Source organism: Phyllobacterium sp. CL33Tsu (genome assembly GCF_900113985.1).
Lineage (GTDB): Bacteria > Pseudomonadota > Alphaproteobacteria > Rhizobiales > Rhizobiaceae > Phyllobacterium > Phyllobacterium pellucidum.
In genome coordinates this window covers 69,869-83,178 of sequence record NZ_FORJ01000006.1, presented here as the reverse complement: position 1 = coordinate 83,178, position 13,310 = coordinate 69,869, and the positions used below count along the sequence as shown (strand labels likewise).

Here is a 13,310-nt window from a genome sequence, read left to right as displayed (position 1 = left end):
CGAAGCAAAGCATGGTTGCACCCACGACTTCGAAAAAAGCGCGCACGGGCGTACCGGGACTGGATGACATTTTGTCCGGTGGCTTGAGCGAAGGGCGGGTCTTCTTGCTTGAAGGAAATCCAGGCACAGGCAAGACGACCATCGCCTTGCGCTTTCTGCTCGAAGGGGCTGCGGCAGGCGAGAAAGGCCTCTACGTCACATTGTCCGAAACCGAGGACGAACTGCGCGAGGGTGCGCTCTCCCATGGGCTAATCATCGATGAAAACATCGACGTTTACGAACTGGTACCCCCCGAAAGCCTGTTGGACGCCGATCAACAGCAAAGTCTGCTATATTCATCCGATCTTGAACTTGGCGAAACAACAAAGGCAATCTTCGAGACTTTCGAGCGCCTCCAGCCGAAGCGCGTTGTTCTCGACAGCCTTTCGGAAATCCGCCTGCTGGCGCAAGGTTCGCTGCGCTATCGTCGGCAGATACTGGCGCTGAAGCACTATTTCGCCAAGCGTAACGCAACGGTCCTGCTGCTCGATGATCTGACCTCGGACGTGCTCGACAAGACGGTGCACAGCGTCGTCCACGGCGTCATCAAGCTTGAAGAATTGGCACCGAACTATGGTTCCGAGCGCCGGCGTCTGCGCATTGTCAAATATCGCGGTCAGGCATTTCGCGGTGGCTATCACGATTTCATCATTCAAACGGGAGGCGTCGTCGCCTTTCCGCGCCTCGTTGCTCTCGAACATCGCAAACAGTTTACACGCGACCGCCTCTCGAGCGGCATCGGAGAGTTAGACGATCTTCTCGGCGGCGGGCTCGAGCGCGGATCGAGTTGCCTCGTTCTCGGTCCTGCCGGAACGGGCAAGACCACCTTTGGGCTGCAATTCGTGGTTTCTGCGATCCGGCGCGGCGAGAAAGCGGCAATTTTCGTCTTTGATGAAGAGTTGGGCCTTCTCTTCGATCGCACTCGCGCCATCGGCATAGACCTCGAAAAAATGCGCGACGAAGGCAACCTTCACATCGAGCAGGTAGACGCAGCCGAACTTTCGCCAGGTGAATTTGCACATAGGGTGAGGGAGCGCGTCGATAGCGCCAACCTAAGGACCGTGATCATCGATAGCCTCAACGGCTATCAGGCGTCGATGCCCGAGGAAAACGCCCTGGTCCTGCACATGCACGAATTGCTGCAATATCTGAACCGCCAGGGCACGACCACGATTCTCACAGTGGCGCAGCACGGGCTGGTCGGCGACATGAAGGCGCCCGTCGACGTTACGTACCTTGCCGATACGGTAGTGCTGCTTCGCTATTTCGAGGCGCGTGGGAAGGTTCGGCGTGCGGTATCTGTAATAAAGAAACGCACTGGAAATCATGAGGATACCATCCGCGAATTCCGGATAACGAAAAATGGCCTTTCTCTCGGCCAGCCTCTTGACGAATTCCAAGGTGTTTTGCGCGGCGTTCCCACATTCGTCGGCAAGGCCGAACCGCTGCTGGCGTTGGGCGTAGTGGATGAAAATTCTTAACGATCATGTCACTCGGGCGCTTATACACGCTCCGATGGGCCGCGACGCGGCTGTTGCTGCGGCCATTCTCGCAGAAGCGTCAATTGCGTCAGAGGTTTGTCAGAGCCTCGACGTGCTGACCTCCCTACTTGGCGAGAGCGCCAGCTTTGTGGTGATTACCGAGGAAGCCATAAGGAACGCCGACCTGAAGCCGCTCGCGGCATGGGTTGAAGTTCAGCCGAGTTGGTCGGATCTGCCGTTCATAATCGTGACGCATCGCGGCGGCGGTCCTGAGCGCAATCCAGCGGCCGCGCGCTTGTCCGAGGTTCTAGGCAACGTGACGTTTCTCGAGCGTCCGTTTCATGCCACCACCTTTGTCAGTGTCGCCAAGACGGCGCTCAAGGCGCGAGGGCGGCAATATGAGGCCCTCAGCCGCCTTGAAGAACTCCGGGAGGGCGAAGAGCGGCTGCAAACGGCGCTTCTCGCCGGCAATCTCGGCACGTGGGAACTCGATTTTGCCAACAACGGACTGATCACATCCGATGTGTTCAGAGGCATCTTCGGTCGAAGCGGCGATCAGGCACTGACCTATGACGATCTCATCGCGAGCATCGATCCTGACGACAGGCAACGTGTCCTCACGGCCATTGCGACGACGAAAGGCACCGGACGCGATTTCCAGGTCGAACACCGAACGGTGTGGCCGGACGGCAGCGCCCACTGGGCCGACGCACGGGCGCGCGTCGTTTCCGACAGGCTCGGCCAGCCCGAACGCCTGGTCGGGGTATGTTCCGATATCACCAACAGAAAAATTGCCGAGGCCGAGCTTGTCCAACTGAACGAGACTCTCGAGGATCGGGTTTTCAAGCGAACGCGTGAACTCGAACAGGCTCACCGCACGTTGCTTGACGAAATCCGCCAGCGCGAGGTCGCCGAAGACCAGTTGCGGCAAGCGCAAAAGATGGAAGCGATCGGCCAGTTGACCGGCGGCGTTGCGCACGATTTCAACAATCTGCTGATGGCGGTGCTGGGCAATCTCGACCTGTTGCGCAAGTCGGTTGCCGACAATTCAAAGGCGGCGCGGCTTGTCGACGGCGCTTTGCAAGGGGCGCAACGGGGCGCCGCCCTGACGCAGCGTCTGCTTGCCTTCGCGCGCCGTCAGGACCTGCAGCTCGAACCCACCGATTTGGTGGCGCTTGTCGGCGGCATGCACGACCTCCTCGCGAAATCCGTCGGAAACGGAGTTCACATCAGCTACGACGTTCCCGATGCCCTGCCGCCGGTGCTCGCCGATGCCAACCAGATCGAGCTTGCGCTGCTCAACCTCGTGGTCAACTCACGCGACGCGATGTCGGATGGCGGCGCCGTCGTCGTCAGCCTCAGGCGTGCCGACATCGCTGCGACGACCGATGACCTTGGTGCCGGCGATTATATCATTCTGGGGGTCAGCGATACTGGCCTGGGCATGGCGCCTGAGACGCTGAAGCGCGCGATTGACCCGTTTTTTTCGACCAAGGAACTCGGCAAGGGAACAGGACTGGGCCTTTCCATGATTCACGGCCTTGCTCTCCAACTCAAGGGCGCGCTCCGTATGACAAGTAGGCTCGGCAAAGGGACCACCGCAGAACTTTGGCTACCGGTTACCGGTGCCGTGAAGCAAGCAGAACCTGTCAGTGAAGAGGCCAGCACCGCCGGCAGCGGCGTCAGGGCGCGCATACTGGTTGTCGATGACGATGCTCTGATCGCCATGAGCACCGTGGACATGCTTGAGGACCTCGGCCACGAGGTCTATGAGGCGAATTCCGGCGCCGATGCGCTGAAATTCCTCGAAAGTGGCAAGGAAATCGACCTTTTGATCACAGATTACTCCATGCCGCACATGACCGGTGCTGAACTTGCGGAAAGCGCATTGTCGCTAAATCCGCAGCTGCCGATCCTTGTTGCAACCGGCTATGCGGACCTGCCGCCCGGTTCGGGAATTGATCTGCCGCGGCTTGGCAAACCGTATACGCAAGCGGAACTTGCATCACAGATCGCCAAGGCGCTCGCGAAATGAGGCGGCAGGAGGGATCGGCATGATAGCGCCGGGAACAACCTTTCACACCTTTGCGTTAGTGCGTTTTGCAGGGGAGTTGCAAAGACTTAACGTCCTTAGCCATGCAATTGATCAACGCCTGGAGCTGTGGGAGCCGATATGCGCGCTGAAGAAGGAGTGTCACCTGTCAACGATCACACATTCCTGCGCGTCGGCGGCGAACTTGCCCGGCTGATCGCAGCCTATGACTGGGCTTTGACCCCCCTCGGCCCAATTGACGCCTGGCCGCAAAGTCTGAAGTCGACGATCTCGCTCATTCTTCATTCCCCAGTGCCGATCGTGACACTATGGGGCGAGCTCGGCATTATGATCTATAACGACGCCTACTCGCTCTTTGCCGGCGGGCGACACCCCCAGCTGCTCGGCAGCGAGGTGAGAAAAGGCTGGCCGGAGGTCGCCGATTTCAACGACAATGTCATGAAGGTCGGGCTTGCGGGTAAGACGCTCGCCTATCTGGATCAGGAACTCGTCCTTCATCGCAGCGGCAAGCCGGAACGGGTCTGGATGAATCTGGACTATTCGCCGCTGATCAACGAGGACGGTGTGCCCTGCGGCGTCATGGCGATCGTAGTCGAGACGACTGCGAAGATCAAAGCCGAAGAAGCCCTTCGCAATGAAACGCGCCTGCTTCAGATATTGAACCGCACCGGCGCCAATATTGCCGCCGAACTTGATCTTGGCAAAGTGGTCCAGATGGTGACTGACGCAGGCGTCGAGCTGACGGGCGCGCAGTTTGGCGCATTCTTTTACAATGTTCTCAACAAGGAGGGCGAGAGCTACATGCTCTACGCGCTCTCCGGCGTCGACAAGGATGCCTTTTCGAAATTTCCGATGCCGCGCAATACGGCGGTATTCGAGCCGACATTCAAGGGCGAGGGCGTCGTCCTCTCGCACGATATTATCGCAGATCCGCGCTATGGCCGAAATGCTCCTCACAAGGGCATGCCAAAGGGTCATCTGCCGGTTCGAAGCTATCTCGCGGTACCCGTGACTTCGCGCACCGGAGAGGTACTCGGCGGGTTGTTCTTCGGACATAACGAACCTGGCAAGTTCCAGCCTGATCATGAAACGCTCCTCGTCGGCGTGGCGGGTCAGGCAGCGACCGCCATCGACAATGCCAGGCTGTTTCAGGCGGCCGATCGCGAACTCACCGTCCGGCGCAACGCGGAAGAGGCGCTCCAACGGCTTAACGCCACGCTGGAACAGCGGGTTCTCGACGAAATCGCCGAGCGATCGAAAACGGAAGAACAACTGCGCCAGTCGCAAAAGATGGAAGCATTGGGCCAGCTTACCGGCGGCGTTGCCCACGACTTCAACAATCTCCTGCAAATCATATCGGGCAATCTGCAACTCCTGGCCAAGGACATGGCCGGCAATGCGCGGGGCGAACGGCGGATCGAAAACGCCCTGGCGGGCGTAAGCCGCGGATCGAAGCTGGCGAGCCAGCTTCTCGCGTTTGGACGCAGGCAGGCACTCGAACCCAAAGTCGTCAATATCGGCCGTTTCATCGCCGGTATGGGCGACATGATGCGACGGACAATCGGTGAATCGATCGAGATTGAGATCGTTCGCTCCGGCGGGCTATGGAATACCCTGATTGACCCGGCGCAGATCGAGAACGCGCTGCTCAATCTCGCTATCAATGCGAGGGATGCCATGCCCGATGGCGGCAAGCTGACGATCGAGGTCGGCAATGCTTCGCTCGACGATGCCTATGTGCGGCGCAATCCGGAGGCGGAAGCCGGTCAGTTCGTGATGCTGGCGGTTACGGATACGGGGACGGGCATGACGCCCGCCGTCCTCGCCCAGGCGTTCGAACCGTTCTTCTCGACGAAATCGGTCGGTCGCGGCACTGGGCTGGGCCTCTCCATGGTCTATGGTTTCGTCAGGCAGTCAGGCGGTCACGTCAAGATCTATTCGGAAGTTGGCCAGGGCACGACGGTAAAACTCTATCTGCCGCGCGCGCAGCAGAACGAAGACGAGTTGATCGAGACCGATCTCGGCCCGACGATCGGCGGCACGGAGACGATCCTCGTCGCCGAGGACGACGAGGAGGTGAGGGCGACCGTCGTCGAAATGCTGGGCGACCTCGGTTATCGCGTGCTCAAGGCCAAGGATGCGGCGAGCGCGCTATCGATCATCGAGAGCGGCGTTCCGATCGACGTGCTCTTTACCGATGTCGTTATGCCTGGACCGCTGGGAAGCCCCGAGCTTGCGCGCCAGGCCCGCCAGCGTCTGCCGCAGATCGCCGTGCTCTTCACGTCTGGCTATACGGAAAATGCCATCGTCCATGGCGGGCGGCTCGACCCCGGCGTGGAACTTCTCTCCAAGCCCTATCAGCGTGAGGCACTCGCCCGCAAGATCCGGCATATTCTCGCGCTGCGCCGCGAGAGGGGATAGTAGAACTCGCCTGTTGTCAGCGTCCTTTCGGATTCTCCAGGCGCTTCGCCGTCGTGCTAAAGGCTGCAGGCGCCGCTTTCACTTCCTGGGCCTTCGCCTGTTTGGGTTTTCGAACTTCCTTGTTGCTACGTTGTTGACCTTTGGCCATATCGCTCTCCTGCTCGTCATGGCGGGAGCATTGAACGCTCGCAAGCGCTGGCATGCCGTCAGAAGACCCAGCGCTGCACCAGTTAGAGAACCATTGGCAGGCCGCGTCAAACGCTAAGTTCCAAGTGCAACATAAAATCGACAAGCTGAAGCAAAGCGCGCCGGCACTTGGCCTGATCCACAAAGACCGCGGGTGCAAAATTCAAGTTGGCTCGATAAACAAGGCAGGATCGGCCGGGAAGCACTGCCATTTCATGGTCGCACATTTTTTCGGGTTGATGGCTTCCGATTGGCGCGGTCCCTTTCCGAGAAAGCTCAGTCTTGACGTAACTCCAGCAAGAACATATCATGAACATTATGAGGAAGAGCTTAAAACAGCGGTTGGCCATCTTGTCGGATGCGGCAAAGTACGACGCTTCATGTGCCTCCAGCGGAACGGTGAAGCGCGACTCGTCCAGGTCGGGCGGATTGGGATCGACCGAGGGCGCAGGCATATGCCACGCTTACGCACCGGATGGGCGCTGTATCTCGCTCCTCAAAATTCTTCTCACGAACTTCTGTATCTTCGATTGCGCCTACTGCATCAACCGATCTTCGAGCAATGTTGAGCGGGCGCGCTTTACCGTGGAGGAAGTGGTCTGGCTCACGCTCGAATTCTATCGGCGCAACTATATCGAGGGCCTGTTCCTTTCATCGGGCATCATCCGCTCATCGGACAACACGATGGAACAAATGGTCCGCGTTGCCCGGGAATTGCGCACGACCCACGGCTTTCGCGGCTATATTCATTTGAAGACGATACCGGACGCTTCGCCACATTTGATCGAGGAGGCCGGGCTTTATGCCGATCGCCTTTCGATCAACATCGAATTGCCCACGGATTCGGGCATTGCCCGTTTTGCACCGGACAAGCGGCCGGTTGAAATACGAAAATCAATGGCCGATCTGCGGCTGAAAATCGAGGCGGCAAACGAGCCGACCCTGCAGACAAAGCGGCGTAAGCGTTTCGTTCCGGCAGGCCAGAGCACGCAGATGATCGTCGGCGCGGATGGGGCCAGCGATGCTACGATCTTGCGCGCCAGCTCGCGCCTTTACGGTGGATACCAGCTGCGCCGGGTATATTATTCCGCGTTCAGTCCCATACCGGACGCGTCGAAAAACCTGCCGCTTATCCGGCCGCCGCTCGAACGCGAGCACAGGCTCTATCAGGCAGATTGGCTCTATCGATTCTATGGGTTCGACATTGAGGAAATCACATCGGCGCGGCCGGACGGAATGCTGGATCTGGACATGGACCCAAAGCTCGCCTGGGCACTGGCGCATCGTGAGCGATTTCCCGTGGATATCAACCGGTCGGCGCGCGAAATCCTGCTGCGCATTCCCGGGCTTGGAACGAAGACGGTCAAGGCGATCCTTTCGGGGCGGCGGCATCGCCGCCTACGCCTCGAAGATCTGCAACGGCTTGGCGTGTCGTTGAAAAAGGTCAAGGCGTTCATTATCGCTGACGGCTGGTCGCCGCACCGGCTGATAGACAGTGCCGACCTCAACCACATGTTCCAAAGAAAACCTGAACAACTCGCACTGCTCTGATGCGAAGCGTCATTCTGGAGGGCAGGGGAAATTTCATCGAATGGCGCGATGCCGCGCGGCGCCTGCTGTCGCACGGCATTGAGCCCAACGACGTCGTGTGGAGCGATGCCGCAGGGGGATGCGACATGCTCGGTCTTTCGATCCCCGACGCTGGCGAAGCGGCGAACGGGTCCCTTGCCGTCACTGCAACTGAAAGATTCATCGACCTCGCCGAAACCGTTATCTGCAATAGCAGCCCCGCACGGTTTGGCCTGTTGTACCGTATCCTGTCGCGGATGCAGAGTGACAAGAGCCTGTTGAACGTCGCTTCTGACGAGGACGTGGCGGCAGCGCTGAAACTGGAAAAATCGGTGCGGCGCGATAGCCACAAGATGAAAGCGTTTGTGCGCTTCAAGGAAGTCATCCACCAGGAAGTCCGCGCGCGAAGACAGTTCGTGGCGTGGTTCGAACCCGACCACTTTATCGTGGAGCGTGTGGCGCCGTTTTTTCAGCGGCGTTTCACAGATATGGATTGGATCATCGCCACACCCAGGGGGTCGATGATGTGGGACGGCCAAAATCTTGTCACGTCGCGCGAGCCCGCGGAAAAATCGATTGCCTCCGATACAACTGACGATCTCTGGCGCACCTATTACGCGAGCATCTTCAATCCGGCACGTTTGAAGTTGAAGGCAATGCGCGCGGAAATGCCGAAAAAGTACTGGAAGAACCTTCCCGAGGCAGTGCTGATACCTGAACTCGTTGGAAACGCCGAACGAAGCGTAATGGAAATGCGGCAGCGGCAGCCCACGATGCCACCGCTTTTCCACGATCGCTTGCAGGAAGCGACGACGCTTCGAATTTCCGGGGACCACGAAACCCCTGTCCCGGGCTCGCTCGAGGAGCTTGGATCAGAAGCGCGGCGGTGTACCCGCTGCCCGCTTCACTGCAACGCCACGCAAACGGTATTCGGCGAAGGTCCAGTCGATGCGCGGGTAATGTTTGTGGGGGAACAGCCGGGCGATCAGGAGGATTTGGCGGGACGCCCCTTTGTCGGTCCGGCTGGCAAAGTATTCGACAATGCATTGGCGGAAGTCGGCATCGATCGCAGAAACGTCTACGTTACCAACGCCGTCAAGCATTTCAAATATGTGCCGCGAGGCAAGCGACGCATTCATCAAAAGCCCAATGCCGGCGAGATTGAAGCTTGCAAATGGTGGCTGCGGCAGGAGATCGATCTTGTGAAGCCGCAACTCGTGGTTGCTCTCGGGGCGACCGCATTGGCCTCCTTGACTGGGCGGCAGGGACGCTTGACCGATGTTCGAGGCGTCCTGATGCCGCTCGATGGTACACGATCGCTTCTTGCGACGGTTCATCCCTCCTACCTGCTGCGCCTGCCGGACCTCGATCACCAGCAGTTGGAAATCAAGAGGTTTCACGCCGACCTGCGTCTCGTGGCCGAGGCGCAAGGCGCCTAGGAGTGAACCGGCAGAATACGCAATCCGGACGGGCTGATCGCAGCTTGATGAAGCGTTCCGTCCGAACACATCCAAAGACAACTTTGGGCTGCTTTACTAGGGGATGCGACGTAACGTAAGATTGCGGCAATTAGCTTGTATTAGACGAATTTTACGCAAGAATTTGTAATCAAAGCCTATGCTAGACCGGACTGAAACTTCGCAAAGCAGAGCGAGAATGAAGAGCCCCAGGCAGATGCAACCGTGCCGGAGGGTTCATTGACCTGACCCTGGCAAGGCTCGAAGCGCTTGCGCCGGATCAGGCATCACTTGCGGCTGCGAAGAAACTCCTCAACCGCTCGAATTGGCCGACGCTCGCCCAGGACGGCTTTGGCCTGGTTTGGGGCGAGTGCCAGGGGTCCGGCTCCACGCCCTACCGCACAGTCGTTTCGGAAGTCGACGCCGGGTATAAATGTAGTTGTCCAAGCCGAAAGTTTCCTTGCAAGCACGGCCTTGCGCTCATGTGGCTACGCGCTGAAGGCGAGGCAGAATTTGCGACCGCAGCGGCTCCCGAGTGGGTAGCCGAATGGGTGTCGCGCCGCCGTGGCCCTTCTACCGGGCCCGCCACGAACGCTGCTGATAAATCTCGTGTCTCGATCGAGGCGATTGACGATGCCGAGGCCGCGGCTGATCCAAAAGCGGATGCCCGCGCCGCGACTGCCCGCGAGCGAAGCCGGATCGAGCGCGAGGCTTCCATCGCCAATGGCCTCGATGAGCTGGATATCTGGCTTGGCGATCAACTGGATGGCGCTCTTGCCGCGTTTCCGGCCAAAGCTTCGGCCGCATGCCGGGTGATGGCACAACGCCTGTTTGATGCCAAGGCGCCCGGCCTGGCGCTGCGTGTGGATACCCTGCCGACGCGCCTTTTTGTGCTTCCCGCACCGGCCCGTCCCACTGCGGCAATCACCGAGCTTGCCATGCTGCATCTTCTGGCCGCAGCCTATCGCCGTCAGGCCGACCTCGCCGATCCGCTGAGTCAGGACGTCCGCCAGATGGTTGGTTGGAACATCACGCGTGCGGCATTGCTCGATGATGACGGGGCGCTCCGCATATCGGATACCTGGCGCGTCTGGGCTACCCGCAGCGAGACCCAGCCTGACAAGCTGCGGCGTATCGAAACCTGGCTCCAAGGCAGCGACCGGCCTGCCGTTCTCGTCGAATATGTCCCCGTTGCTGCAGGCGTGTCTGCGGGCGTCTATGCCATCGGCGATACATTCGATGCCGAGCTCGTCTTCTATCCGTCCAGCGTTCCGCTACGGGCGCAGATCGCGGAGCAGACCGGGAGCACCATGCCGTCCGACGCACCGTTGAACCTTCCCGCCGAAAACCTCGCATCGGCCTACGGCCGTTACGAGGATGCGTTGATTGCCAAGCCCTGGCTCGGCGAGTTTCCAGTGATGTTTCGCGCGGCCCGGCTCAGGACCTCGGGGGAGAACATCTATCTCGATGATGAAACGATCTGCCTGCCGGTGGCGAAATCGCAAGCGGATGCGGTCTGGCCGCTTCTGCAACTCGAAAACATCGATGGTGCGGGTCTTTGGGATGGCAATGAGTTCACGCTGTTCTGGGCGGAAACAATACTCGGGCGGTGGACAGCATGATCGTGTCCAGCCTGACAGATGTGATCGTGCCGCGTCTTCTCTCGGGCGCAAAGGACGGTCTGCCGCTCGACGCGGCAGGTGTTGGCGACGCCCTGCAGGCTCTCGCGCTGGTGGGCCAGGCGATGCGATTTGAGCGTCCCTTATCGCCGGAACAGTTTGATGCCGGGAACGCTGTCGTTGATCACGCGACAATCGTTCCGGACGCAGCAAGAAAGCTTCTGCTGCGGCTCCTCACCGCCAAGAACCAGGCATCAAGCCGACTGACAGCCGCCATCGTTCGCAAACTGACCGAGAGAAGGCTTCGGTTGCATCCGTTCGACCTGCCAAAGCTCGAGACCATGGTGAGGGCGTATGCGGAGCATCTCGGCGCCGAAGCCCTTGCCTTTTCGAACCGGGAAGTCCCGGTCACCCAACAGCAGAACTACTTCTCGCCCGACAGCCTGAATGCTAGCAACTGGATGCATGCGACGCCCGCGGTGAAGGCGGGATACATCCGGGAACGCCGCAAATCGGACCCGGAAGCGGCGCGCGGCCTGGTGACAACGGCCTGGCAGGCTGAAAGCGCCGAAAGCCGCGTACGACTTCTCGAAGCTTTGCGGGAGAACCTGTCGGAAGCCGACGCCCCTTTTCTCAAGGGTCTCGACAAGGATCGCGCGCCCCGCGTGCGCGACCTTGCTGCAAGACTGCTGGTTCGGTTGCCCGGCTTTGAAGGGGACGATCCGCCCCTGCGCGCTGCACTGGAGCGCATCAAGGTCACGACGTCCGGCATCCTTTTCAAGAAGAAAAGCCTCACGCTGGAATTGCCCGCAACGGTCAGGGAAAACACCGTGATGGCCTGGCTCAACGAAACCTTCGGCCCGGTCGGACTGGATAAACTCGCCAACGCCCTGTCGCTCTCGGTGGAGGCGATGGTGGCAGCAGCCAAGCAAGACGAACTTCTGGTCGCCTTTTTGCTCATGGCCACACAGGACAAGCGCCTCGATATCGTGAAATTGATCAGCGATGGTCATCTCCATGCCAGTTGGGAGCCGTTCATGCGGCTGGAGGCTGATCTGCTGGCGCAATATCCGCCTGAGATGCGTCAGGTATGGGCCGCCTATATCTTCCGCCCGGACAGGTGGACGAACGACACTGCACGGTGGATCATAGGCCAGATGGCGCGTTTTCTCGGCGGCGAGGCGACACAGGCCCTCTTCAGTGACCTGCTGCGATCCAAGCAATGGCAATCGTTCGGCAATGAAAAGACGTACCTTGATACGGATATCGCAGACAGTATGGCCATTATGTGCCCGGCACCGATGCGCTCCCTGCTTCGCACCCAACTTGCCGCCTTCGATCCGGCGCAGTGCGGCAACGCCATCCTTTTTCTCGATCTCATGGACAAACTGGAGACCACAGATGTCTGAAGCTTTACTTCGTCGTCCTGCGGAAGAGATTTACTCGGCCGAACTGGAGGCGCTCGCGAAGGGCGACGACCGTCCCCGTCCCACCAATTGGAAGCTCTCACCTCAGGCGGTCGCTACCTATCTACTGGGCGGCGATGCTGCCGACGGAACGCCTATCTCGGCCAAATATGTCGGTAGCCGACGGCTGATCGAGACGGCGATCGCGACGCTTGCGACTGACCGGGCGTTGCTGCTGCTCGGCTTGCCGGGCACCGCCAAATCCTGGGTGTCCGAACACCTCGCCGCCGCAATTTCCGGTTCCTCGCAACGTTTGATTCAGTGCACGGCCGGCACGGACGAGAACCAGATCCGCTACGGCTGGAACTATGCGCTGCTCCTCGCCAAGGGGCCGTCGCCGGAGGCTCTGGTCAAGACGCCTCTGGTACGGGCGATGGAAGAGGGCACGCTTCTTCGGCTTGAAGAACTGACCCGCATGGGCTCGGAGGTGCAGGATACGCTGATCACCGTCCTTTCGGAAAAGACCCTGCCAGTGCCGGAGCTCGACATTGCGATCAATGCTGAACGCGGCTTCAACATCATCGCCACCGCCAACAATCGCGACAAGGGGGTGAACGATCTGTCCTCGGCTTTGAAGCGCCGCTTTAACGTAGTTGTGCTGCCGTCGCCGGGCACGCTGGAGGAGGAGACGCAGATCGTCGTCAAACGCGTCAACGAGATCGGCAACAATCTCAGACTGCCGGCGATCCAGCCTGCGGACAAGGAACTCGCCCGCATCGTTGTCCTGTTCCGGGAGATCCGCGACGGCAAGACGTTGAATGGCAAGATCAAGCTCAAGACCTCGACCGGCACGCTTTCAACCGCGGAGGCGATCTCCGTCGGCGTGTCGGCATGGGCGGAAGCTGCGCATTTTGGCGATGGCCGTATCGATGCAAATGCGCTTGCTGCAAACATCGTCGGCGCGGTTGTCAAGGATCCGGTGCAGGACGGTGTTGCGCTGTCTGAATATCTCGAAACCGTCCTGCGCACGCGCGATGGCTGGAGCGACCTCTACGAAGCTATTCGCGAAGTGGTCTGAG

At 59.6% G+C, this 13,310-nt stretch carries 9 protein-coding genes; 8 read left to right on the top strand and 1 reads right to left on the bottom strand.

The features are described 5' to 3' along the window. The first annotated feature begins 11 nt into the window (after positions 1-11). From BM074_RS18985 to BM074_RS18975, 3 genes are all read left to right on the top strand, one after another. Positions 12-1,520: an ATPase domain-containing protein gene (locus BM074_RS18985; RefSeq protein ID WP_027232751.1), complete on the top strand. Its 1,509-nt coding sequence runs from the start codon at positions 12-14 to the stop codon at positions 1,518-1,520. Further along, positions 1,507-3,555 (top strand): PAS domain-containing hybrid sensor histidine kinase/response regulator, encoded by a 2,049-nt coding sequence (locus tag BM074_RS18980; RefSeq protein ID WP_091924149.1) that lies wholly within the window; start codon positions 1,507-1,509, stop codon positions 3,553-3,555. Before BM074_RS18985 ends, BM074_RS18980 begins: the two co-directional genes overlap by 14 nt. 138 nt (positions 3,556-3,693) lie before the next feature. Continuing rightward, complete coding sequence (locus tag BM074_RS18975; RefSeq protein ID WP_091924147.1) at positions 3,694-5,994, top strand: ATP-binding protein; 2,301 nt, start codon at positions 3,694-3,696, stop codon at positions 5,992-5,994. Positions 5,995-6,010: 16 nt separating this feature from the next. On the opposite strand, the gene BM074_RS23450 is transcribed toward BM074_RS18975, so the two are convergent. After that, positions 6,011-6,142, bottom strand: a complete 132-nt coding sequence (locus tag BM074_RS23450) for a hypothetical protein (protein WP_255453114.1) — start codon at positions 6,140-6,142, stop codon at positions 6,011-6,013. A 356-nt stretch (positions 6,143-6,498) separates the two neighbouring features. On the opposite strand from BM074_RS23450, the gene BM074_RS18970 reads away from it, so the two are divergent. The 5 genes from BM074_RS18970 (at position 6,499) to BM074_RS18950 (ending at position 13,309) form a co-directional block, all read left to right on the top strand. Further along, positions 6,499-7,731 (top strand): putative DNA modification/repair radical SAM protein, encoded by a 1,233-nt coding sequence (locus tag BM074_RS18970; protein WP_091924444.1) that lies wholly within the window; start codon positions 6,499-6,501, stop codon positions 7,729-7,731. Next, positions 7,731-9,188, top strand: coding sequence for a UdgX family uracil-DNA binding protein (locus BM074_RS18965; RefSeq protein WP_091924146.1), 1,458 nt, complete (start codon positions 7,731-7,733; stop codon positions 9,186-9,188). Before BM074_RS18970 ends, BM074_RS18965 begins: the two co-directional genes overlap by 1 nt. 500 nt (positions 9,189-9,688) lie before the next feature. Beyond that, the gene (locus BM074_RS18960; RefSeq protein ID WP_348271672.1) at positions 9,689-10,828 is read left to right on the top strand and encodes a hypothetical protein; all 1,140 of its coding nucleotides are present in this window, start codon (positions 9,689-9,691) and stop codon (positions 10,826-10,828) included. Continuing rightward, positions 10,825-12,234, top strand: a complete 1,410-nt coding sequence (locus tag BM074_RS18955) for a DUF5691 domain-containing protein (protein WP_091924142.1) — start codon at positions 10,825-10,827, stop codon at positions 12,232-12,234. Before BM074_RS18960 ends, BM074_RS18955 begins: the two co-directional genes overlap by 4 nt. Then, the gene (locus BM074_RS18950) at positions 12,227-13,309 is read left to right on the top strand and encodes an AAA family ATPase (RefSeq protein ID WP_091924140.1); all 1,083 of its coding nucleotides are present in this window, start codon (positions 12,227-12,229) and stop codon (positions 13,307-13,309) included. Before BM074_RS18955 ends, BM074_RS18950 begins: the two co-directional genes overlap by 8 nt. Position 13,310: the final 1 nt, after the last annotated feature.